Source organism: Peribacillus sp. JNUCC 23 (genome assembly GCF_053653995.1).
The window spans coordinates 2,409,488-2,432,359 of the sequence record NZ_CM132202.1 but is presented as its reverse complement, the minus strand read 5'-3'; the positions used below and the strand labels follow the sequence as shown (position 1 = coordinate 2,432,359).

Here is a 22,872-nt window from a genome sequence, read left to right as displayed (position 1 = left end):
TCTCAACTCATCTTATAAAGATACCGAATTCGTCTTTATACCATTAATGTTATCCTTATTAATTAAAGTTACGAATACTATTTATTTTCAGAAAAATAAACTTGACCTCCCAATTTTATCAAGTTAGAATTATATTAAACTTAATAATGAATAAGCGATGATTGGAAATAGTAAAAGGTTAAATAATCTTAAAGAGAGCCGATGGATGGTGAAAATCGGTAGTTGTTTGCCTTTGAACTCGTCCATAAGCTACTCCGTGAACTAATAGTAGGGGATGTCGGTTTTCGACCGTTATAAGGGTAGGTGGTAACAGCCACCGAATTAAGTGGATTAATTATGCGAATTAATCAATTAGAGTGGTACCGCGAGCAAAGCCTCGTCTCTATAGTTTCTATAGAGGCGGGGCTTTTTTTATATCCAATTATTGAAAAGGAGTGATTTTATAATGTCAAGAAAAATTTGGGTGTTTGATACAACTTTACGGGATGGAGAGCAAGTTCCTGGTGCTAAACTTAATCTGTATGAAAAACTCGAAGTAGCACAGCAATTAAAGAAACTGCAAGTTGATATTATTGAGGCTGGTTTCCCCGCATCTTCAGTTGGCGATTTTAATGCTGTTAAAGAAATTGCAACGAAAGTGGGAAATACAGATGATATCATAATCACAGCGTTAGCACGGGCAGTAAAAGCAGATATTGATTCTGTTTATAACAGTGTGAAATATGCTGAAAAACCATTAATTCATATGGTTCTTGGAACTTCAGATATTCATGTCGAGAAGAAATTTGGCAAATCTAAAAATCAAATTTTAGACATTGGTGTGGAAGCAGTGAAATATGCGAAAACACTACTCCCCGATGTGCAATATTCAACAGAAGATGCGTCTCGATCAGATTTTGAGTACTTATGGACAACAATTGAAGCTGTTGTGAAAGCGGGAGCTACGATTATTAATGTACCTGACACAGTTGGTTATGCCGTTCCTGAAGAGTTTGGTGAGTTAATTTTCAAATTAAATGACCGCTTGAAAAATCTAAATGATAAGGTACTTTTAAGTGTACATTGTCATAATGATCTTGGAATGGCAACTTCAAACACGTTGGCAGCTATTAAAAATGGTGCTGATAAAGTCGAATGTACGATCAATGGTATTGGTGAACGTGCAGGTAATGCTGCGCTAGAAGAAGTTGTCATGGCTCTTAATACGCGTCAAGCATTCTATAATGTTCACACAAACATTAATACAAAAGAAATAATAAATACCTCAAAACTTGTCAGTAGTTTAATGGGGCTTGATGTACAAGTGAATAAAGCAATTACAGGGGATAATGCCTTTGCACATTCTTCTGGTATCCATCAAGATGGGTTGTTGAAATCAAGAGATGCTTATGAGATTATTAGCCCAACAGAAGTCGGTTTAAGCGATATGGAGCTCGTTTTAACTGCTCGTTCTGGTCGTCATGCAGTGAAAAATGCTCTTGAAAAATTAGGGTTTAATCAGTTAACAGATCCACAATTTGAAGATATATTTGCTCATTTTCTTGAGTTAGCAGATGTGAAAAAAGAAGTATATAACCATGATTTATATGTCATCGTCGAAAATTATTACTCAAGACATGATATGAATAATGAGGATATCAAATATTATAGCGACAATTTCTATGAACTAATCGACCTTCAAGTAATTAGTAATCCCATTTTTCCTTCTGCAAGTGTGAAAATTAAGAAGGGAAATCAAATATTTAAGAGTAGTACTGTAGGATCTGGACCAATTGATGCACTATATTCTTCCATTAAAGAAATCATTGATTTAGATATTAAATTATTAGAATATAAAATTAGCAGTGTATCAAGAGGGAAAGAGGCGTTAGGTAAAGTTAAGCTACAAGTGGAGTATAAAGGAGAAAAATACATCGCTAAAGCAACAGATACAGATGTAATCAAAGCAAGTGCTTTAGCTTATATTAATGTCGTAAACAGTATTGTTGTTGAAAACTTACTTCCAGTTTAATTAGTTGTTGGCTGCCTGATAAAGAAAGGGTGACCCTCACACTCTAAACATGACAATGTAAATAGAATAGAGTGTGAGGTCATCTCAAATGAGAAGTTCATCTTGATTGTGTGTAAGAATTCCCGTGAAATCATTATTTAGATGAATGTAATGCTGCGAGAAAACAAAATGGCTCCTAGCCTTTAGTTTAGTAATCTTTGCAACTAATTAGGGTTCATTATTAATAATAAAGTGTTGTCATACGAGAAAATATGATAAAACACTAAGACAAATTGAGGTTATCAACATTGCAATCAATGGTTTTAACGCTTTTGTGCGAAGATCACGAAGACTCACATTTAGGCCTAGACCTACCATGGCCGCGGTTAAACACCAAGTAGTTAGATTAGAGATACCACTCAGAACTCCTTCAGTAACTGGGATATAACTTCCAAGCGCATAGCTCCCGAAAAAACTCATAAGGATGAATCCGATTAAGAACCATGGGAATTCAATTCTGTCCTCTTGTGAATTCTGATCAGGATTTTTCCGCTTCATAAAGTACATGAAAATAAAGCATAGCGGAACGAGCAGGAACACACGGCCTAATTTTGCTAGTAAGCCGATTGCAAGCGCATCTTCTCCACCAGGTGCGGTAGCTAAGGCAACGTGGGCGATTTCGTGTAAGCTAATACCCGACCAAATCCCGTAATCGATAGCTGATAATGGTAAAATAGGACGGAGAATGGTGTAAACAATTGCAAAAATTGTCCCAACTAGTGCAATAATTCCGACTCCAATGGCCGTATCTTCATCCTTTGTTTTGACAATCGGAGCAATCGCAGCGATGGCGGCAGCACCGCAAACGCCGGTCCCAACTCCTAAAAGCAAAGAAATGTTTTTATCGGCCTTAAATACTTTGGCAAGCCAAATGGTTAAGAGAATTGCAAAAATAATGACGCAAGCGTCACGAATTAGCAGCCCAATCCCGTCTTGTATAACCGTATTGATATTTAATTTCAAACCATACAAAATAATGGCTAAGCGTAGTAGCCTCTTTGACGAGAACGCAATTCCAGGTCGGATCACCTCTGGATAACTAAACACTTGCCGGTATACTACCGCAATAACAATCGCAGATGCTAGTAGACCAACATGATTAAACCCTGGCACTTTAGCTAACAAGAAGCCAAGAAAAGCGATAAAAAAGGTGAATGCAATTCCGCCAATCCAGAGTAAGGCTGTAAATTTCCGTGTTGGTTCCATAGGTTCATGTGCTTTTACTCTTTCTGTTTCCAAATCATCACCTCCCAAAAATGTACCTCATTGATAAGATAAATCATAATTGATGATAAGAAAAATAATTATCTATGATATTAATAATAAGTAATTCTTATAGAAGGAGGGGGAGTATGGATCAACATTTACTCGTATTTGTAACAGTAGTGGAAAATGGAAACTTTTCACGTGCTGCAGAGAAGTTACATATGACGCAACCAGCGGTAAGTCAGTACATCCAATTATTAGAGCGTTCTTATGGTGTAAAGCTACTCGATCGGAGTAATAAATATGTTCGGCTAAATAAAGCGGGAGAAATTGTTTATTACCATGCTAAGGAAATATTAGGACTATATTCGAAAATGCAAGATTTAATTGATGATTTATCCAATCGAGCAAGCGGTCAGCTATCAATTGGTGCAAGCTATACTTTTGGGGAATATGTTCTTCCACATTTTGTTGCCAGATTACACGATCAATATCCTCTTATAAAGCCTAGTATTACGATTGGAAATACGAAGGAGATAGCAGAATTGGTACTTAGAAACCAACTGGATGTTGGAATTATCGAAGGAGATTTTAAGAATACACAACTTACCATTGATGCATTTACGGAAGATAGGATGTTTGTAGTTGCTTCTTCTCATCACCGTTTAGTTCAAAAAGATAGTGAAGCGGAAATTTATGAACTAGAAAAAGAAAGGTGGATCGTCCGCGAAATAGGATCAGGAACGAGGGAGGCAACAGAAAAAGTCTTTCACTCCATGTCAATTGACCCAAAAGACATCATGGAATTCGGTAGCACCCAGTTGATAAAAGAATCAGTTGAATCAGGACTAGGTATTACCCTCCTGTCCCATTTAGCTATTCGAAAAGAATTATCAATGGGCCTATTAAAAATCGTTCAAGTAAAAGGTACCCCTTTTAAAAGGGAATTCTCAATTGTATTGCGAACATCATTTAAAACAAAAGCTTTAGAAGTATTTATCAATCTGTTAAAAGAAGAACGAACTTAATCGACGAGTATGTAAAGGTGGAAAGGTATTTGACATAAGGGTGATTAGTAGAAATAATCAAAAATTCCGCATTATGAGCAATTGCAATGATAAGAAAAATGAATATTTTTTTGAGTATGCCTTTAAAGCCGAATGAGCTTGAAAGATTCCCTTCATAAGCTGATGCAAGCACGCCAGATATATAGTCTAAAATCACAAAAAGAACGAGCATATGCAAAAGTGGAGTCATCGAGCCGAATAAATAACTTATCAAGCCACCTAAAAAAGCGGTTCCCAACTTATAAACTAATGAGATTTGTTCCATCATGTCCTCCTAGATAATCGTGTGAGGTTTCGTTCTTAATATAATATGGTTTAGACATGAATGGGATTGAGCCAGGGTCTATTGGAGAATAATATTATTTATTTGAACGAATGAACATAAAGTAGCTATGAAAGTTAATTATTTATCCATAAAATGTTTTTAAAAAATCTATTTAAGAATTTGGAGATAAAGGTAACATTATTTACATTCTTTACTAAAATTTTTTTGATTAAGTCTTGATTTATCGATGTGAAGCAATTACTATAAAAGTAACAAAAAACGGAAGGGTGACGATGAAACAATGATCAATTAATCCTATTTTTAAGAAAAATTCGTTAGAAATACGATCTTTTTTTCTGGATAGGATTAGTTTGTACATTTTTCATACAAGCCAATAAGATCATTGTGTTCCTTCTGTTAGGGATATTATGCCATTTTGACATTGTATTGTACTGCCTCCTGTCCAGATATTTAACAGGAGGTTTTTATTTTGGAAAATAATATTTCATCGGGCGCGTCACCTAAATTATTTAGTAATCGGGTTTTTCAGGCTATTATCGTTTCGGGGTTGTTTTTACAAATAGGAATTTGGGTAAGGAATTTTGCGGTACTCTTATTTGTCATGGAACAGACAAATGGTGATCCATTTGCGGTATCCATGATTTCTGTAGCGGAATTCGCTCCTATTTTTATTTTTTCATTTATTGGCGGGACGTTTGCTGACCGTTGGAATCCGAAAAAAACAATGGTTTGGTGTGATATTTTAAGTGCTATTTCTATATTTGCCGTACTCTTAACGCTTTTATTCGGAACTTGGCAAGTGGTATTTTTTGTAACGTTAATCTCGGCGATTCTATCCCAATTTTCGCAGCCTTCCGGAATGAAATTATTTAAATTGCATTTGCCAGAAGAACAAGTTCAGGCTGGAATGTCGGTCTATCAAACGATTTTTGCTGTATTTATGGTATTAGGCCCTGTTATTGGGACGTTTACCTTTCAATCCTTTGGAATAGAGATATCAATTATGATGACAGGCATAGCCTTTTTACTTTCAGCTGGTGCACTCGCATTTCTACCAAAGGATTACAAATTGGAAGAGAAAGAAAGAGAATCAACATTATGGCAAGAAATGAAAAGTGGCGTTAAATATGTTTTGAATAAGAAGGAATTAAGCTTGTTAGGTTTATGTTTTCTAGCTACAGGTCTTGGGTTAGGATTTATTCAGCCTCTTTCGATTTTCCTTGTAACTGAACAATTAGGCTTACCGAAGGAAAACCTTCAATGGTTGTTTATGGTCAATGGGATTGGAATGATATTAGGCGGAGCAGTTGTCATGATTTTTGCCAAAACAGTCGCTCCTCAGAGACTAATCACCTTCGGAATGCTTGTAAATGCGATTGGTCTAGCGGTCATGGGATTATCAACAAATCTATGGCTAACATTAACAGCCGAATTTGTAAATGGGTTAATGTTACCTTGTATTCAGATTGGTATTAATACGATGATTTTGAAAAGAACAGAAGGGGCTTATATTGGTAGGGTCAACGGAATCTTAATGCCGCTGTTTACTGGTTCGATGGTTTTAACGATGAGTATGGCTGGTATAGTAAAAGAACAATTTTCCTTGGTTGCTGCTTTTGAACTAGCGGCAGTTTTGTTTATCATCGGCATGTTTTTCATTTTGCCATTATACAATCAGAAAACGGAAGTAAAACCGGAGAAACTAATCTCCCAAGACTAGTTTGCTTATTAATAGAAAAACAAGGGCTGTACCTGTAGTTGGGAAATAACCTGACTAGGGGACAGCTCTTTTCCTATTATTTAGCTATAAATATTACTGAATTAATTATTCAATTCTAGATTAAACAAACTGATTGACTTAACAGAAAAAAAGGAGTAAGTTTTAATAGTTCAGAAATGAACTATTCATAAATAGAAGATTGGTGACGTGAAAATGGAAAGTGAAAATCAACAAAACATGCGTTCAGTACTACTCATGCGTTCATTTTGGAACGTGCAGAAAAACATGATGCGATTTGTTCAAAAGACAGCAGTAGAGAATGGGCTATCTGTTCCACAATATGCGGTTTTGATGTGTATTGCACCTTATAAGGAAATGACGCAAAAGAAACTTGGAGAGCAAACATTTCTACCAAAAAGTACACTTAGTCAGGCAGTTGATGGACTCGTTCAAGCAGGCTGGCTAGGTCGAAAACAAGTAGAAGGCAATCGGAGGGAGATGCAATTAACGCTTAGTGATAAAGGAGAAACCTTTTTAAAAACGATCCATCGGCAAGAAGGTGGTATTCACCAAGTTTTCCAAGCTGCTACTGAAACGCTAACTGAAAAGCAGGTTGAAGAATTACTTAAAACGCATCTTCAAATTACAACTTATTTAGAAGCGCAGGCAAAAGAACAAGGAGAGTGCACGAAATGATTAAAATTCTGAAAAATCTAGCTTTTTATAAGTGGATTGTATTAGCGGTTTTCGGTCTAATCTTTGTTCAATCAATGTCTGACCTCTTTTTACCTACGCTAATGGCAGATATTATCGATAAAGGGGTCGTAGTAGGAGACACGCCTTATATTTGGAAAATTGGTGGGTTTATGATGCTCGTAGCAGCTCTAGGGGCTATTGCCTCTGTTTTTGCAAGCTACTATTCAGCAAAAGCTGCAATGGGGCTTGGGCGCGATCTTCGTCGGAACGTCTTTAATAAAGTTGAACAATTTTCACTACAGGAATTTGATGAAATAGGAACGGCGTCATTAATAACACGGACAACTAATGACATTACACAAGTCCAACAAGTGGTTATTATGATGCTTCGTATGGTTGTTAGTGCACCGATTATGTTAGTCGGTGGAATCATTATGGCTGTATCGAAGGATGCTAAATTATCACTTGTTATGGTTGTTACAATGCCTGTATTGATTGGTTCGGTACTACTTATTCTCTATAAAGGGATGCCACTGTTTCAAATGGTGCAAAAACGATTGGATCGGTTGAATCTTGTTGTACGAGAAAATCTAACTGGGATTCGTGTCATTCGTGCCTTTAATCGTGAAACAGAAGAGAAAGTACGTCTAAATAAAGCGAATAAAGACTTGACTGATGTCTCGATTAAAGTAAATAAAATCATGGCGTTTATGATGCCTGTGATGATGCTCGTTATGAACTTGACTGTTGTTGCTATTATTTGGTTTGGTGGGATTCGTATAGATAACGGCGGCATGATGATTGGAGATTTGATGGCATATATTCAATATGTCATGCAAATTATGTTCGCATTACTTATGGCATCTATGATGTTTATTATGGTTCCACGTGCTGCAGTATCAGCAAAACGAATTAACGAAGTACTTAACATGAAACCAGTCATCTTAGATGAAGGGACAAAAAGGGCGGATCTTGAACAAGGTACTCTTGAATTTGATCAAGTAACATTTAGTTACCCAGGAGCAGAAGAACCTGCGTTATCGAACATCAGCTTTACCGCAGGCCCTGGTGAAATTACTGCAATTATCGGTGGAACAGGTTCAGGAAAAACAACGCTCGTTAATTTGATTCCGCGTTTTTATGACATAACGAGTGGAACAATTCGTGTCAATGGTGTTGATATACGCGAGCTATCACATGAAGAAGTTCGTTCGAAAATTGGTTACGTGCCACAAAAGGCAGTCCTTTTTACAGGTACGATTGCGGATAATATTCGCTTTGGAAAAGAAAATGCAAGACAGGATGAAATGGAACACGCAGCTCAGGTTGCACAAGCGGCAGATTTTATTGGGCAAATGAAAGACGGCTATCAATCAAATATCGAGCAAGGCGGTTCGAACGTATCAGGTGGCCAAAAACAACGTCTGGCGATTGCGAGAGCCCTTGTTAGAAAACCTGATCTTTATATTTTTGACGATAGCTTTTCTGCACTAGATTATAAGACTGATGCTAATCTTCGTGCGGCGCTTAAAGATGAAACAAAAGACGCAACGGTGTTACTCGTTGCTCAACGTGTTAGTACGGTCGTTGACGCAGATCAAATTATCGTTTTAGATAATGGGCACATTGCAGGTATAGGCACACATAAAGAGTTGCTTCAAACAAATGATGTATATCGAGAAATCGTCGAGTCACAGCTTTCAGAGGAGGAGATTGCATGAGTAAACATAAAAAACCTCAAGGTGGCGGACCGATGGGACATGGTCCAGGCGGCGGCAATATGATGATGATGGGACAAAAAGCAAAAGATTTTAAAGGAACGCTCAGACGTCTCTTAATGTATTTAAAACCGCGTCGCAATCAATTAATCGCTGTATTCTTCTTTGCAATCTTAAGTACAATCTTTATGATTGTTGGCCCGAAAATCATGGGGACAGCAATTACAGAATTGTTTGAAGGGGCATATAGAAAGTTTCAAGGAGTACCAGGAGCATCCATTAACTTTGATAAAATTGGTCATATTCTTCTACTATTGGCGGGGCTGTATGTCATAAGTAGCCTGTTCAACTATATACAGCAGTACATTATGTCTAGTGTTGCGCAAAAGACAGTGTATGATCTCAGAGAAGATGTCAATAAAAAGCTTGAGAAACTTCCGCTCAAATATTTTGACGGACGTTCGAATGGAGAAACGCTCAGCCGCGTGACAAATGACATTGATACAGTCGGAAGCACGCTTCAACAAAGTTTGACGCAGTTTATCACATCAATTGTTACGATTATTGGGATTATCATTATGATGCTGTCAATTAGTCCTGTTTTAACTTTAATAGCGATTGTTAGTTTACCGATTTCCATTTTTGCAATTCGACCTATATTAAAAAGATCTCAAAAATATTTTGCTACTCAACAGCGAACACTTGGGCAATTAAATGGGCATATTGAAGAAATGTATACTGGTCATCAAGTCGTTAAAGCATTTGGGCACGAGAAAAAGGCTGGTGCCCAATTTAATACAGTTAATGAAGAATTGTATGAAGCGGGACGGAAAGCTCAGTTCATATCTGGTATTATCATGCCAATGATGATGTTCATCGGGAATCTGAGTTATGTCTTAATTAGTGTTGTCGGTGGGATTTTAGTGACGCAACGTGCGATTTCAATAGGTGATATTCAAGCATTTATCACCTATTCTCGTCAGTTCACACAGCCCATCACACAAACAGCTAATATCGCAAACGTTATTCAGTCAACGGTCGCAGCTGCTGAACGAGTATTTGAATTACTCGATGAAAAAGAAGAAATCGAAGAAAGAACGACAGCTCATTTAACGAGAGCGCAAGGTGCTGTCACTTTTGAACATGTGGACTTCGGATATGCCGAAGACCTATTAATTAAAGATATGAACATTAATGTTTTACCTGGACAAACGGTCGCGATCGTCGGACCGACTGGCGCTGGCAAAACGACCATGATTAATCTTTTGATGCGCTTTTATGAGCTAAATGGCGGAAAGATTACGATTGATGGTCTTGATATAACAAATATGTCTCGGAACGATCTTCGAAAAACCTTTGGCATGGTGCTTCAAGACACTTGGCTTTTTAATGGAACGATTAAAGATAATATTGCTTACGGAAAAAGTGGTGCAACAGACGAAGAAATTTTCGCAGCCGCTCGTTCGTCCCATGCGGATCACTTTATCCGGACACTGCCCGATGGATACGAGACAATCTTAAATGAAGAAGCTTCGAACATCTCACAAGGACAAAAGCAGCTTTTGACAATCGCAAGAGCCATCCTTGCAGATCCACCAATTATGATTCTAGATGAAGCAACATCGAGCGTAGATACGCGAACCGAAGTCTTTATTCAACAAGCAATGAACCATTTGATGGAGGGACGGACTAGTTTTGTTATCGCCCATCGACTATCAACAATTAGGGAGGCTAATTTGATTCTAGTGATGGATCAAGGGAAAGTGATTGAGCAAGGGACTCATGTAGAACTATTAGAGGGCAATGGTTTTTACGCAGATCTTTACAACAGTCAGTTCTCTGAAAAAGAAGTAGGATAAGTAAGAAAGGGCTCATTTCGAAAGTGGAAATGGGCCTCTTTTGATCAAAGAGGGATATAGACTCTATGCTGCAGAAGCAGATATTAAATTTTTTATGAATAAAATTGCAAAATGAACTAATAAAAATGAGAGGAAAATAATTGACAATCAGTAATGAAGCAAATCATTTAGATGAAGAGGATGTAGGTCTATTATTCAACAGATTTTATACAGCAGATCAACCACGGTCAGGGAATGGGACCGATTTAGGTCTTTCAATCGCTAAAAGCCTTATGAATAATATGAACGGAAAGCTTTCTGCAGAATTGAAAGGGAATCAATTATTTATGACGTGTGAATGGATGCTAAAAGCGTAAAGAAGCCAGAAAAAGTCTGGCTTCTCTTTTTTTACTGACCAATCGGGCCTGATCGCTCCGGTAGCCATTCTTTATAATAAGTGGGAAGTGTATCATCGGAATGCATCTGGGCATGGCCACTATCTAATAGATGTAATGTTTTATCATGACTTGAAACGGCACCCATAATCGGTGATATCATTGTATTAGGCACGAGGCGGTCATTTTGACTTGCAATGACTAATAAATTCGCTTTTATTTTATTTAGTTTTGCTTTTTTTTCTCGAATTTTAAGTGTTCCTTTAATTAATTTGTTGCCAATTATGAGATCATGCGTCATCTGCTTTACTGTTCCTGCCGTTAGTGGAATATGATCTTTTGTCCATGCATTAAAACGCCGCCATCTTTTCACATATTCTTGATCATCCGCCCGATATAATAAGGAAAATAAAGGAGACACATAAACGGGGGAAGTCATCAGTCGCAAACCGGACTTAACAGCTTTAGCTGGTAAAATTTGAAGTACATCCAATATTTCATCAAATGAAACTTTTCCTTCACGCAGTGCTTCAGTCCATTGATCAAACTGGGGTACTGATTCGAAATCGATTGGAGCAACTGTTAAGATTAAATTTTTTATTGGCTCCTCTGCAATTGCAGTATAGATGGCAGCCAATGTACCGCCTATACAAGATCCAAGCAAGGTAATTTCTGTTGCACCGGAATGTCTAAGAACTCGCTGTACCCCTTTTTGAATATAATCCAATATATACTCATCTAAAGAAATATTTCCATCTTCATATCCAGGAATTCCGAAGTCTAGTAAATAGATGTCATATCCTTCTTTACCAAAAGCTTCTATTAAACTATTACCAGGACCCAAATCAAAGATATAAGGACGATTTATTAATGAATAAATGATAAGAATTGGTACATTATATCGTTTTTTCTTAGCTGGATAATGCCATAATGTAGCCTTATTTTTTTTCCAGACGGCTACTCTTGGAGTCATCCCTATTTGTGGCATGTCTTGATTTTTGATGTCTAAGAAACTTTGCAATCTCGATGCTTTTTTCGGATTAGATTTTCGCTTTTCCAATTAAATTCCCCATCTCATTTGCATTATCTCCAGAAAAGAGGGAAGTTAGTAAAATCTTTTTTAGTCGTTTTCTTCTTTCCTCTGCAGATGTTGTGTGATTAGCCATGTTAATTTGAGGGTTATTTTGAAAAAGGGAAGCCAGCGTTTCATCTAATTTATCGAGTTTTTCTTCAAGTTGAACGGTCATTTTAGCAATATTGGCAATATCTCTTTTTGTTGGGAAATTAAGAGCGACGGACAACATTTCTATATTGTCTTGGTTTTTTTTAATTTGAGGGGCAATTTGATTAGAGTATAAACTTGCGAGTTCAATAATTTCTTTTTTATTCAATGAATCTTGAATTTTCTTATTAATCCTTCGTTCTGCATTGGTTCCATGTTTCTTCAATTCATAATAAGCATCCCTTTTTTTAGCCATTATGATCTTCCTTTCCTTTAATTTACACGAGTGCTGAAATTCCACCATCGACAACCAATATATGTCCAATCATATAATCAGATGCTTTTGATGCAAGGAATATGGCAGCACCTTTTAGATCCTCTTGATTACCGAAACGTCCTGCTGGCATATTTCCAAGAATATCAAAATTTGTTTGCTGGATAATTTTTTGTGTGATTTTTGTAGGGAAGAAACCAGGGGCAATCGCATTTACTTGTATCCCATGTCTTGCAAGTTTGACGCCTAAGTCTTTAGTAAAGGTAATCACTGCTCCTTTACTTGTGTTATAAGCAATAGTGTCTAATAATTCAGGGGCAGTACCTCCAAATCCATTCACAGAGGCTATATTGATAATTTTTCCAGATTGCTGTTTGATCATGACTGCTGCGACTGCTTGAGAAAATAAGAAAGTACCGGTTACGTTAACGTCCATTACTTTTTTCCATTGATGTTCTTTAAGATCAAGCACAGGAGATACCCAGGATGTACCGCTATTGTTTACTAAAATATCGATTGAACCAAACTCTGCAACAGTTTCACTTACTACATGATCAATATCAGCTTTTTTTGTAATATCACATTGAAAAGCAAGCACTTTAACACCGATTTTACTAAGTTCTTCTTTGGCTTCCTCACATGCTGTAATGTCGCGAGAGGCAATTACGATATTGGCACCAGCTTCAGCTAAGGCACTCGCAATCTGTAACCCAAGACCGCGTCCTCCCCCTGTAATAATAGCTGATTTTCCAGTTAAATCGAATCGATTCATCTATAAACCTCCAATCCTTTGCATTTCTTAATAGTATAGACAAGCACACCCCTAAGTGTGTGTATAAATAACCATTTAACCCCCGCCAATTTTTTATCTGGAAATATGTGAAAAAAACTTGATGCAAAGGCAGTAGATGACATTACGCTCTTAAAGATAGATACACAACTATTGCAATATGTGTAGTGAAAGGCTAATGTTAAAGAACGTAGAAGCCAAATATACATCAGTGTTGCACAGACAATTTCAGATGAAAAATATTAGAAACTTTTAGATCCAAAACCAAATCATGTCGACGATTGAAGGTGAGAAGATGAAGGGGATCGTTTTATTTGATGGGGAATGTAATTTTTGTGATAAAAGTGTGCAGTTTATCATCAAACGTGATCCAAAAGGGTATTATAATTTCGCATCACTCGAAAGTACATTAGGGCAAGATCTTTTAAAAAAGTACAATCTTGATTCAAACATGGACAGCTTTGTCCTTATAGAACATAATAAAGCCTATGAAAAGTCCACAGCTGCACTTAGAATCACCAAAAATTTAAGATGGTGCTGGAAATTTCTTTACCCTTTAATTCTTGTTCCTGTACCACTTCGAAATTGGTTATATGGGATGATCGCGAAAAATAGATATAAATGGTTCGGCCAAAAAGATCAATGTGTAATTCCTTCTCCAGAAATTAGGGAGCGATTTTTAGATTAATGGGGATGAGAAAAAGCAGACTAGTCGTGAACCGCACCTCCAATTGTTAGACACAATCTAACAATTGGAGGTGCGGTTTTTTATGACAAAGTTTAAGTTAGAACTAAAATGGATGCATGTAGTATGCTTTAGAAGCGGAATTGAAAGTGTGATAGAAATCCTCGTTAGTTTTTTTTCAAAATCCCATTCTCGCTTACATCTTTAAACTAAACAATTGTACCTCAAGCTATTTGATTAAGCTCTTCTAAAAAACACCAATCCTTCATTTAAGCAAAAAACTTGAATGTCAAAGAAGGTCAAGGTATAATAAGGTCAAAGATAGTCAAAGTCAATAATTGATATCCTAAGGAGGAGTACAAAATGTACTGTGAAATTTGTCAAGATAAACAAGCTAATATTCAAGTTCATATGGTTGTCAACGGTCAGCAGCATGATGTGAAATTGTGCTCCACTTGTTATAAAAAAGAATCAAGTAAATTATCAGCGATGAATGGGGAAATGCCTCCATTCAATCCAGATTTCTTTAAAGCATTCAATCAACACGCAAATCATATAAATAGCCATAATCAAGCTACGAAACAAACGGAATATAAAGGTGGAGGATTACTGGACGAATATGGCCGAAACTTAACGGATGCAGCAAAAGCTGGTCTTATTGATCCAGTCATCGGTAGGAAAGAAGAAGTGAAACGTGTTATTGAAATATTAAACCGCCGGAATAAGAACAACCCTGTATTGATCGGAGAGCCAGGAGTTGGTAAAACGGCGATTGCTGAAGGATTGGCCTTGGAAATTGTAGTTGGGGATGTTCCGGTAAAATTACGAACGAAAGAAGTGTATACACTTGATGTTGCTTCGCTTGTATCCAACACGGGAATACGTGGACAATTTGAAGAACGCATGAAACAGCTAATTTCTGAATTGCAGGATAGAAAAAATGTCATCTTATTTATTGACGAAATTCATCAAATTGTTGGTGCGGGTTCTGCAGAAGGCTCCATGGATGCTGGTAATATACTAAAACCCGCTTTAGCACGTGGCGAGCTTCAGCTTGTCGGTGCGACAACTCTATCAGAGTATCGAAAAATTGAGAAAGATGGAGCTCTTGAACGTCGTTTCCAACCGATAACTGTTAACGAACCAAGTATTGCTGATGCGATAACGATTTTACAAGGACTAAAATCAAACTATGAAAACTATCATGGAGTTGAATACAGTGAGGCAGCGCTTAAAGCAGCGGTTACGCTATCACATCGTTATATTCAAGATCGTTTTCTTCCAGATAAGGCGATCGATTTAATGGATGAAGCAGGTTCAAAATTGAACTTAAAGATAGAGGCAAGGGATCAAGAGAATATTCAATCCCGTTTGGCGCAAATTTTCCAAGAAAAAGAACAAGCACTTAAAGAGGAAAATTATGAAGATGCTGCTAAATTACGAGACGAGGAAGAAAAACTAGGCAAGCTCCTACAAAAAGAAAATCCGGAAAGACCAATTGTCACAGTAGAGGACATTCAAGCCATTATTGAGCAAAAAACCGGCATTCCTGTCGGCAAATTACAGGAAGATGAACAGCAGAAAATGTTACATTTGCAAGAAGAACTAGCGAAGAAAGTCATTGGTCAGGAAGAAGCTGTGAAAAAAGTAGCCAAAGCAATCCGAAGAAGCCGTGCTGGATTGAAATCAAAAACACGTCCGATTGGTTCCTTCCTTTTTGTAGGGCCTACTGGCGTTGGGAAAACCGAACTTTCAAAATCACTAGCAAGCGAGTTATTCGGTTCTAAAGATGCGATGATACGACTAGACATGAGCGAATTCATGGAAAAACATAGTGTATCAAAACTAATTGGTTCTCCACCAGGTTATGTAGGGCATGAAGAGGCAGGACAATTGACCGAGAGTGTTCGTCGTAAACCGTATAGCATCATTCTTCTTGATGAAATTGAAAAAGCTCATCCTGATGTGATGCATATGTTTTTACAGATCTTAGAAGATGGACGCCTAACGGATAGTCAAGGGCGAACCGTTAACTTTAAAGATACAGTCATAATCATGACAAGTAACGCGGGTGTTAGTGAAACGCGAAATGTCATGGGCTTTGGAACTGGCACTACTCTTGAGGAAGCAAGTATTCTGCAATCACTCGGCAGCTTCTTTAAACCTGAATTCTTAAACCGTTTCGACAACATCATTGAATTCGCTGCACTGAAAAAAGATGACCTATTGCAAATTGTTGACATATTGTTACAAGAGCTGTATGAAACAATTGAAGCACAAGGTCTTTCAATAGAAGTGACAGAAGAAGCAAAAGACAAAATTGTTGATCTCGGATATCATCCAGCTTATGGAGCACGCCCTCTTCGCAGAATGATTCAAGAACAACTGGAAGATGGCATTGCAGATTTTATATTTGAACAACCTGAAGTAAAAAGCTTTAAGGCAATTGTAGAAAATAACAAAATAAAAATTGTGGAAAAATAAACAATGAACGAGGATGTCCCATAATGAAAGGGCAGACCCCACACCTCCTATATATCGATTATAAGACATGTAAATGCCAAAATAAGCGGAATATAGAGAGTGAGGTCAAGCCACTTTTGCGGTATCCTCGTTTTTTGATGCAAAAAATTAGTCTTTTATCGCACTTCTAACATCATACAGCTCTAAATCAATATCCAATGGCAACTCGAGTGCAAGTTTTGCCAATTGATACCCAATATAAGGTCCCATTGTCAGTCCTGAAGCTCCCAGGCCATTTGCGATGACCAAACCATCCCAGCCTGGAAAAGGGCCGATAATTGGAAGGAATCCAGGTGTAAACGGACGGAAACCAACCCGTGCTTCCAAAAATGTACTATCCGATAAACCAGGCGCTATATCCAATGCTTTACCGATAACTTCCTGCACCCCTCCTGCTGTCAAGCGTGAATCATACATCTCCATGTTTTCATGTGTAGCACCTACCACAATTTTGTGATGATCAAAAGCAAGCATATATTGGTCATTTGGCGGCATAACGACTGGCCATCTACTTGTATCTGCTTCTAGCAGTTCTAGATGAACAATTTGAGCTTTTTGGAAGCTTACTTGAAAGTGAATCCCTAGAGGCTCTAACAAGTGATTGGCCCATGCACCAGCACAGACAATCACTTTATTTGCTACCATATTCTCACCATTTACTTGAACTCCAATAACTTGCTTTCCTTCAAATTGAAGAACAGCATCTCCAGAAATAAGTTGCGCTCCATTTTTTTTTGCCGCCCGAAGTAATGAATCTCGAAGTGAACGTCCATCTACTCGAGCCGCTCCACTGACATGTAGAGAAGCATATTCCTCAGATAGTGGAGGAAAACGATGATTTGTTTCAGTTTCAGACAGTTTAATGACTTCGCCGATTTCTGGTGCATCCTCTTTTCTTGTTAATGCACGTTTTTCCATGGCATTAATTTTTTCTTCATCCTTATGTATACTAATAGCTCCAACGCGTGCATAACCGGTTTCTGTTTCACCGTCTTTTGTTAGGTCGTCAATTAATTCAGGATAGAAACGCGCTCCTGACTTCGCGAGCTGATACCATGCTTGATTGCGCCGTTGAGATAGCCAAGGACAAACAATTCCTGCAGCCGCATCTGTTGCTTGACCACGATCTTTGCGATCGACAATGATTACTTCCGCACCCATTTTTACCAGTTGATAAGCGGTCGATGCACCTAGAATTCCAGCTCCAACAATAATAAATCTTTGCATATAAACCATCCTTTTCTTACAAATTCAATATTATTATATACCTATTAGTTGGAATCCTGCAGTTTGATTCGAAAATCATTCCGTTTCTCGTGTAAAGTATTGTATAATCAGTTGCAAGGTTACAGCGACACGAGGAGGATTACCATTTTGATAAAAAACAAATTAGAACAATATATAGCGGCAGAATTAAGCAAGGGTGATACAAAGAAGATTGAATTATACAAGGAAGAAAAAGAGTATGCTAAAACACATCAATTAATTGATCCAAATATAATTCAAGTAGAAGAGAAGAATGCTGATTTGCGTTTTATTGACGTTTATATTGAAAGAAGCGATAAAGAAACAGAAGATCTCATTGCAGAAGAAAACCATTCTTTTTTAACTCAAACTATTGATTATCTGAAAATAAATCGGAATGAATTTATGTATGTTGAGTCCGCTTCGTTCGATTTCATTGGGGTTGAATCCGTTTCACTTGAACTTGATGATGTTTTTGGTACATACGATGTGATGCTTGGTTTAAAGCAACAGAAAAAAATGGGTCCAGTAATTAAGGATTTATTGGGGAACCATCTTGGTGATTCAACGTCTTTTGATTTACTATTCAACCAAGGTGAAGGTATGTGGGATCTGAATTTTTCATTAAATCATCTATCTGGTTTTAAAGAGTCACTATCTATTGAGAAAGCACTTCAACTTATATACCATTTCTTATTTACATTAGTAGAAGAAGTCGAAATGGCAAAGTAAAAGAAAGATTGGCTATATGGAAAAAGAGGGATTTGTTGATACAATTTTTGTTTTCTATCCCCATTAAATATGAAAAAAACAGCCTCATTTAAGGCTGTTTTTTTCATATTTAAAAAGGTAGGTCAACCTGTTCTTTCTGTTTGCTATCTAAGGAATCAATAAATGTGCGGATAGTTTTCATTGAATATTGAAATACAGGGCTTTGAATAAACGTATAAATAAATGTCATCACAAACACTGGTCCACCTAGAATAAACCCAATAATCAAAACTAAAGTTTCTACAACAATCCTTGCACGACTTACCGATAAGCCAGTTTTATCAGACACCGAAAGCATAAATCCATCCCGCGGACCTGCTCCAAACCTGCAAGCTACATACATCCCGCCACCAATTCCGGTGATTGTAACACCAGACACTAGAATTAGCAGATTCAACCACAAATACTCAGTTGCATGGGGAAGTATATCAAGCCATAAGAAGAAATCCATGATTGGTCCAATAAGTAATGCATTAAAAAATGTACCGACACTAATATATCTTCTATCAACAAGAAAAACAACAAGTACTAGCATAAGACCACAAATTACATTCCACGTTCCAATCGTCAAGCCGAACCGTTGAAACATGGCAACATTAAGTACTTCCCACGGGTGCAAGCCGAGAAATTTGACATTGACTGCAATCGCATTCCCCAATCCAAATAACGTTAAGCCCAGAAAAAAAATGAAATAGCGGAAAAGCCGCAAACCCATTATCTCACCTCTAACTTGTATATATATCTATTTACTTTAAAACATCAGAAGGAAAAGAACAAGAGATTCACGAACTAATATTTGAATTATATAAATAATTGAATTAATTTAAAAATTAACCAAGCTAATTCCACTATTGATAAATCACACTTAGTGCTTAATACTCTTTCTTTAAGATGAAATCTTGTAACAATATATACCTAGATAAAATGTGAATTGCCGAAAGTCTTTACCTTAGAATACGTTGGGGAAATAGGGAAGTAACACATACTTAAGGGGTTGGAATGTTCATGACACTTAAAGTACTTATACTCAATTGTACATTGAAAAAAAGCTCTAAAAAGTCAAATACACTCGCATTGGTTAAAGAAGTGACTACCTATTTCAATGGTAAGATATTGAAACGGAAATCTTAAGACTTGCTGATTTTAAGATCGGCTATGGAATTACACATGAAGCGGTTGATGCCGATGACCAATGGCCAGAAATTTTCGAAAAAGTGAAGGAAACGGATATCTTAATTATTGCGTCTCCAATATGGCTGGGGGAGCAAAGTAGTATTGCAACTGTAGCAATTGAAAGATTATATGGGGGAAGCAGTTTAACTAACGAAAAGGGACAGTATCTTTATTATAATAAAGTAGGCGGAGTAATTGTAACTGGGAATGAAGATGGTGCTAAGCAAGTTTCCAGATCGATTATTTACGCGCTTTCCCATATAGGTTTTACAATTCCACCAAATGTAGACACTTACTGGGTTGGGGAAGCGGGCCCAGGACCATCATTTATCGAAGCTAAAGGAAATCAAAATGAATTTACCAAACAGCATGCGAAAATCATGGCTTATAATCTTTATCATTTTGCTAACTTGCTAAAAGAACACCCGATACCTGTTGAAGGGAATGTAATAAAGTAAAACTTCAATCAGTGGGGGTTTTACTGCCCGTTAATGCGGGATAAAAGAATAAGAAAGTTTGAATTTTAAACAAATCAGGACAAGCAACCTAAAAAGGAGCCATATGATGATTCAATTTTTAAATGTAACAAAGAAATTTCCAGACGGAACATGTGCGGTCGATAATCTTAATCTTAACATTAAGAAGGGGGAGTTTTGGGTATTAATTGGACCAAGCGGCTGCGGTAAAACTACGACATTGAAAATGATGAATCGACTAATTGATTGTACGAGCGGAACGATTACGATTGGAAACAAGAACATTACGAAGTATGATGTGAATGAACTTCGTTGGAATATTGGATATGTTCTACAACAGATTGCCCTATTTCCACATTTGACTAATGGAGAAAATATTGCCATTGTACCAGAATTAAAAAAGTGGAATAAAGTAAAAATTCAAAATCGTGTGAATGAATTATTAAACATGGTAGGATTAGATCCTAAAGTATATCGAGATCGTAAACCTATGGAATTATCAGGCGGGCAACAGCAGCGGATCGGTGTTGCCCGGGCATTGGCCGCAGATCCAACTATCATACTTATGGATGAGCCATTTAGTGCACTAGATCCGATAAGTAGAGAAAAGCTTCAGGATGATATGATAAATCTTCAAAGAAAGATAAAGAAAACCATCATTTTTGTAACACATGATATGAATGAAGCACTTAAGCTTGGTGACCGGATATGTGTGATGAAAGAAGGGAAAGTGATTCAAATTGGAACACCAAAAGAACTTATCAACAATCCTATCAATAATTTTGTAAGGGAATTCGTTGGAACGAAAAATGAACAAAAAAACGACAGTATCAATCTTGAAAAAATCGCTGTCCCCCTATTTGATGATTTTTTTACAAACTTAGAAGATGCCATACCCGCAATTCATTCTTTACAAGATATACTCGAACGCTTAACTGCCAATGAACAGCTATCTATAGAGAAGGATGGCGAGATAATTGGTATGATAAACAGGAAAATCATCATTGAATATTTGGCAGATAAATTGGGAGAAAGAGGTCAAGGAAATGAATAGATTTATTGATGTTTTTATTGAAAGGAAGGGACAGCTATTACACTCTTTGATTGAACATATGCAAATTTCGTTTATTGCACTCTTTTTCTCCTCCATCATCGCTATACCTCTTGGAATTTACTTGACAAAAAAACAAAAACAAGCTGAAGCGATTATAGGTATATCAGCCGTTCTTCAAACGATACCATCACTCGCTTTACTTGGCCTGTTAATTCCACTGTTCGGAATCGGCAAAGTACCAGCGATTATCGCACTTGTTGTTTATGCATTGCTTCCAATTATCAGAAATACATATACAGGAATTAAAGAGGTTGACTTAACATTACTTGAAGCAGCAAGTGGAATGGGAATGAATAGAAGAAAACGGTTAATTAAAGTGGAGCTTCCACTGGCAATGCCTGTTATTATGGCAGGAATCCGAACAGCAATGGTATTAATAATTGGGACAGCTACACTTGCAGCACTCATTGGAGCAGGTGGTCTTGGTGAAATTATCTTGCTTGGGATTGATCGAAATAATATGTTTCTCATTATATTGGGCGCTGTCCCAGCAGCACTACTGGCGATTTTTTTTGATGTTCTTCTACGTAAGGTTGAAAATCTAACTTTCAAAAAAACAGTTACAGTAGTTGGAGCGATTGTGGCTGCGTTTTTTTTATTAACTATTGTACCTTTAGCATTTCAAGAAAAAGAACATACGAAAACAATCGTGATTGCCGGGAAACTAGGTGCTGAGCCAGAGATTTTAATTAATATGTATAAGTTACTAATCGAAAGTGGCACAGATTTACATGTAGAACTACAGCCTGGCCTAGGGAAAACATCTTTTGTCTTCAATGCCTTAAAATCAGGTAGCATTGACATTTATCCGGAGTTTACTGGAACAGCCATTTCTGAGTTTTTAAAAGAAACGACCGTGAGTACGGATAAAGCTGAAGTATACAATCAGGCGAAAAAAGGAATGAGTGAATCATTCGATATGGAATTGTTAAAACCGATGAGCTATAACAACACCTATACTCTGGCTGTGCCTAAGAAAACGGCAGATACATATAAGCTTGCCACCATATCTGACTTGAAAGATGTTCAGCAGAAAATCAATGCAGGTTTCACTCTAGAATTTGCAGATCGCGAAGATGGCTATCTTGGTATCCAAAAGTTGTATAATATCACATTTGAAAACGTAGTTACAATGGAGCCAAAACTTAGATACAGCGCGATTAAAAAAGGGAATATTAACCTTGTAGATGCCTATTCAACAGATAGCGAATTAAAAGAATATAGCCTTATGGTTTTAGAGGATGACCAACATTTATTTCCACCTTATCAAGGTGCGCCATTATTAAGAAAAGAAACCATGCAAGAGCATCCAGAAGTTGTCAAATCGTTAAATAAGCTCGCAGGGAAAATCACGGATGACGAAATGAGAGAAATGAATTATAAAGTAAATGTAAATGGCATCACCCCTCAACAAATAGCAAAGGAATATTTGAAAAAACATGGTTTGCTTAAGTGAAATTTTCCAGAAAGGACCTTCATTTTACCATGATGAGAGGTCTCTTTTTATGAAAAAATAGTACGAAACTGAACAGCAATAATAGACTTCCATTTTTAAATTTGAATTAGATTATTAACAATAAGATTTGAAAAATATATTATCTATATTTTCAGAATTATGTTACA

19 protein-coding genes, 1 pseudogene and 1 other annotated feature are annotated in these 22,872 nt (G+C 37.0%); of the genes and pseudogenes, 13 read left to right on the top strand and 7 right to left on the bottom strand.

Annotated elements, in window-relative coordinates; genetic code table 11:
- The first annotated feature begins 148 nt into the window (after nt 1-148).
- Nucleotides 149-387: a binding site (T-box leader), on the top strand.
- A 58-nt stretch (nt 388-445) separates the two neighbouring features.
- On the top strand, nt 446-2,011 hold the full coding sequence (locus JNUCC23_RS11795; RefSeq protein ID WP_403071268.1) for a 2-isopropylmalate synthase: 1,566 nt from the start codon (nt 446-448) through the stop codon (nt 2,009-2,011).
- A 237-nt stretch (nt 2,012-2,248) separates the two neighbouring features.
- On the opposite strand, the gene JNUCC23_RS11790 is transcribed toward JNUCC23_RS11795, so the two are convergent.
- The gene (locus JNUCC23_RS11790) at nt 2,249-3,256 is read right to left on the bottom strand and encodes a YeiH family protein (protein WP_454216047.1); all 1,008 of its coding nucleotides are present in this window, start codon (nt 3,254-3,256) and stop codon (nt 2,249-2,251) included.
- A gap of 146 nt (nt 3,257-3,402) precedes the next feature.
- Between JNUCC23_RS11790 and JNUCC23_RS11785 the strand changes: the two genes are divergently transcribed.
- Nucleotides 3,403-4,284 carry a LysR family transcriptional regulator gene (locus JNUCC23_RS11785; protein WP_454211616.1) on the top strand — a complete coding sequence of 294 codons (882 nt, stop codon included), beginning with the start codon at nt 3,403-3,405 and terminating at the stop codon, nt 4,282-4,284.
- Here JNUCC23_RS11785 and JNUCC23_RS11780 read toward each other — a convergent pair.
- Nucleotides 4,256-4,588 carry a phage holin family protein gene (locus tag JNUCC23_RS11780; protein ID WP_454211614.1) on the bottom strand — a complete coding sequence of 111 codons (333 nt, stop codon included), beginning with the start codon at nt 4,586-4,588 and terminating at the stop codon, nt 4,256-4,258. The genes JNUCC23_RS11785 and JNUCC23_RS11780 overlap by 29 nt on opposite strands.
- A gap of 490 nt (nt 4,589-5,078) precedes the next feature.
- Here JNUCC23_RS11780 and JNUCC23_RS11775 point away from each other — a divergent pair, with 490 nt between their 5' ends.
- The 5 genes from JNUCC23_RS11775 to JNUCC23_RS11755 all read left to right on the top strand — a co-directional run bounded on the left by JNUCC23_RS11775 (nt 5,079) and on the right by JNUCC23_RS11755 (nt 10,958).
- The gene (locus JNUCC23_RS11775) at nt 5,079-6,329 is read left to right on the top strand and encodes an MFS transporter (RefSeq protein ID WP_403071275.1); all 1,251 of its coding nucleotides are present in this window, start codon (nt 5,079-5,081) and stop codon (nt 6,327-6,329) included.
- Nucleotides 6,330-6,542: 213 nt separating this feature from the next.
- Nucleotides 6,543-7,025: a MarR family winged helix-turn-helix transcriptional regulator gene (locus JNUCC23_RS11770; protein WP_062179413.1), complete on the top strand. Its 483-nt coding sequence runs from the start codon at nt 6,543-6,545 to the stop codon at nt 7,023-7,025.
- Nucleotides 7,022-8,746 (top strand): ABC transporter ATP-binding protein, encoded by a 1,725-nt coding sequence (locus JNUCC23_RS11765; RefSeq protein WP_403071279.1) that lies wholly within the window; start codon nt 7,022-7,024, stop codon nt 8,744-8,746. The genes JNUCC23_RS11770 and JNUCC23_RS11765 overlap by 4 nt, the downstream gene beginning before the upstream one ends.
- On the top strand, nt 8,743-10,602 hold the full coding sequence (locus tag JNUCC23_RS11760) for an ABC transporter ATP-binding protein (protein ID WP_454211611.1): 1,860 nt from the start codon (nt 8,743-8,745) through the stop codon (nt 10,600-10,602). Before JNUCC23_RS11765 ends, JNUCC23_RS11760 begins: the two co-directional genes overlap by 4 nt.
- Nucleotides 10,603-10,742: 140 nt before the next feature.
- Complete coding sequence (locus JNUCC23_RS11755; protein WP_403071285.1) at nt 10,743-10,958, top strand: ATP-binding protein; 216 nt, start codon at nt 10,743-10,745, stop codon at nt 10,956-10,958.
- A gap of 31 nt (nt 10,959-10,989) precedes the next feature.
- Here the strand turns inward: JNUCC23_RS11755 and JNUCC23_RS11750 are convergent, their stop codons facing one another.
- The 3 genes from JNUCC23_RS11750 to JNUCC23_RS11740 are packed head-to-tail and all read right to left on the bottom strand — an operon-like array spanning nt 10,990 to nt 13,244.
- Nucleotides 10,990-12,036, bottom strand: a complete 1,047-nt coding sequence (locus JNUCC23_RS11750; RefSeq protein WP_454211609.1) for an alpha/beta fold hydrolase — start codon at nt 12,034-12,036, stop codon at nt 10,990-10,992.
- Nucleotides 12,017-12,454, bottom strand: coding sequence for a hypothetical protein (locus JNUCC23_RS11745; protein WP_454211607.1), 438 nt, complete (start codon nt 12,452-12,454; stop codon nt 12,017-12,019). The genes JNUCC23_RS11750 and JNUCC23_RS11745 overlap by 20 nt, the downstream gene beginning before the upstream one ends.
- A 22-nt stretch (nt 12,455-12,476) precedes the next feature.
- Nucleotides 12,477-13,244, bottom strand: coding sequence for an SDR family oxidoreductase (locus tag JNUCC23_RS11740; protein WP_062179428.1), 768 nt, complete (start codon nt 13,242-13,244; stop codon nt 12,477-12,479).
- Between the two features lie 313 nt (nt 13,245-13,557).
- Here JNUCC23_RS11740 and JNUCC23_RS11735 point away from each other — a divergent pair, with 313 nt between their 5' ends.
- Nucleotides 13,558-13,950: a thiol-disulfide oxidoreductase DCC family protein gene (locus JNUCC23_RS11735; protein WP_454211605.1), complete on the top strand. Its 393-nt coding sequence runs from the start codon at nt 13,558-13,560 to the stop codon at nt 13,948-13,950.
- Nucleotides 13,951-14,310: 360 nt separating this feature from the next.
- Nucleotides 14,311-16,431, top strand: coding sequence for an ATP-dependent Clp protease ATP-binding subunit (locus JNUCC23_RS11730; protein ID WP_454211603.1), 2,121 nt, complete (start codon nt 14,311-14,313; stop codon nt 16,429-16,431).
- Nucleotides 16,432-16,578: 147 nt separating this feature from the next.
- On the opposite strand, the gene JNUCC23_RS11725 is transcribed toward JNUCC23_RS11730, so the two are convergent.
- The gene (locus tag JNUCC23_RS11725; RefSeq protein WP_403071296.1) at nt 16,579-17,697 is read right to left on the bottom strand and encodes an NAD(P)/FAD-dependent oxidoreductase; all 1,119 of its coding nucleotides are present in this window, start codon (nt 17,695-17,697) and stop codon (nt 16,579-16,581) included.
- Nucleotides 17,698-17,844: 147 nt separating this feature from the next.
- On the opposite strand from JNUCC23_RS11725, the gene JNUCC23_RS11720 reads away from it, so the two are divergent.
- Nucleotides 17,845-18,447 (top strand): hypothetical protein, encoded by a 603-nt coding sequence (locus JNUCC23_RS11720; RefSeq protein WP_062179440.1) that lies wholly within the window; start codon nt 17,845-17,847, stop codon nt 18,445-18,447.
- Between the two features lie 109 nt (nt 18,448-18,556).
- On the opposite strand, the gene JNUCC23_RS11715 is transcribed toward JNUCC23_RS11720, so the two are convergent.
- Nucleotides 18,557-19,201, bottom strand: a complete 645-nt coding sequence (locus JNUCC23_RS11715) for a YczE/YyaS/YitT family protein (protein ID WP_403071302.1) — start codon at nt 19,199-19,201, stop codon at nt 18,557-18,559.
- Between the two features lie 290 nt (nt 19,202-19,491).
- On the opposite strand from JNUCC23_RS11715, the pseudogene JNUCC23_RS11710 reads away from it, so the two are divergent.
- The 3 genes and pseudogenes from JNUCC23_RS11710 to opuFB all read left to right on the top strand — a co-directional run bounded on the left by JNUCC23_RS11710 (nt 19,492) and on the right by opuFB (nt 22,705).
- Nucleotides 19,492-20,117 (top strand): annotated as a pseudogene (locus JNUCC23_RS11710) (flavodoxin family protein).
- Between the two features lie 106 nt (nt 20,118-20,223).
- The gene (locus tag JNUCC23_RS11705) at nt 20,224-21,189 is read left to right on the top strand and encodes an ABC transporter ATP-binding protein (protein ID WP_454211600.1); all 966 of its coding nucleotides are present in this window, start codon (nt 20,224-20,226) and stop codon (nt 21,187-21,189) included.
- Nucleotides 21,182-22,705, top strand: coding sequence for an osmoprotectant update ABC transporter permease/substrate-binding subunit OpuFB (gene opuFB, locus JNUCC23_RS11700; RefSeq protein WP_454211598.1), 1,524 nt, complete (start codon nt 21,182-21,184; stop codon nt 22,703-22,705). Before JNUCC23_RS11705 ends, opuFB begins: the two co-directional genes overlap by 8 nt.
- The last annotated feature ends 167 nt before the right edge of the window (nt 22,706-22,872 follow it).

Bases quoted from the DNA above. Each gene is read 5' to 3' on its own strand.
- JNUCC23_RS11765 (WP_403071279.1), top strand. From the start codon at position 7,022: ATGATTAAAATTCTGAAAAATCTAGCTTTTTATAAGTGGATTGTATTA.
- JNUCC23_RS11745 (WP_454211607.1), bottom strand. From the start codon at position 12,454: ATGGCTAAAAAAAGGGATGCTTATTATGAATTGAAGAAACATGGAACC.
- JNUCC23_RS11715 (WP_403071302.1), bottom strand. From the start codon at position 19,201: ATGGGTTTGCGGCTTTTCCGCTATTTCATTTTTTTTCTGGGCTTAACG.
- JNUCC23_RS11780 (WP_454211614.1), bottom strand. From the start codon at position 4,588: ATGGAACAAATCTCATTAGTTTATAAGTTGGGAACCGCTTTTTTAGGT.
- opuFB (WP_454211598.1), top strand. From the start codon at position 21,182: ATGAATAGATTTATTGATGTTTTTATTGAAAGGAAGGGACAGCTATTA.
- JNUCC23_RS11770 (WP_062179413.1), top strand. From the start codon at position 6,543: ATGGAAAGTGAAAATCAACAAAACATGCGTTCAGTACTACTCATGCGT.
- JNUCC23_RS11735 (WP_454211605.1), top strand. From the start codon at position 13,558: ATGAAGGGGATCGTTTTATTTGATGGGGAATGTAATTTTTGTGATAAA.
- JNUCC23_RS11795 (WP_403071268.1), top strand. From the start codon at position 446: ATGTCAAGAAAAATTTGGGTGTTTGATACAACTTTACGGGATGGAGAG.
- JNUCC23_RS11730 (WP_454211603.1), top strand. From the start codon at position 14,311: ATGTACTGTGAAATTTGTCAAGATAAACAAGCTAATATTCAAGTTCAT.
- JNUCC23_RS11760 (WP_454211611.1), top strand. From the start codon at position 8,743: ATGAGTAAACATAAAAAACCTCAAGGTGGCGGACCGATGGGACATGGT.
- JNUCC23_RS11705 (WP_454211600.1), top strand. From the start codon at position 20,224: ATGATTCAATTTTTAAATGTAACAAAGAAATTTCCAGACGGAACATGT.
- JNUCC23_RS11790 (WP_454216047.1), bottom strand. From the start codon at position 3,256: ATGGAACCAACACGGAAATTTACAGCCTTACTCTGGATTGGCGGAATT.
- JNUCC23_RS11785 (WP_454211616.1), top strand. From the start codon at position 3,403: ATGGATCAACATTTACTCGTATTTGTAACAGTAGTGGAAAATGGAAAC.
- JNUCC23_RS11740 (WP_062179428.1), bottom strand. From the start codon at position 13,244: ATGAATCGATTCGATTTAACTGGAAAATCAGCTATTATTACAGGGGGA.
- JNUCC23_RS11725 (WP_403071296.1), bottom strand. From the start codon at position 17,697: ATGCAAAGATTTATTATTGTTGGAGCTGGAATTCTAGGTGCATCGACC.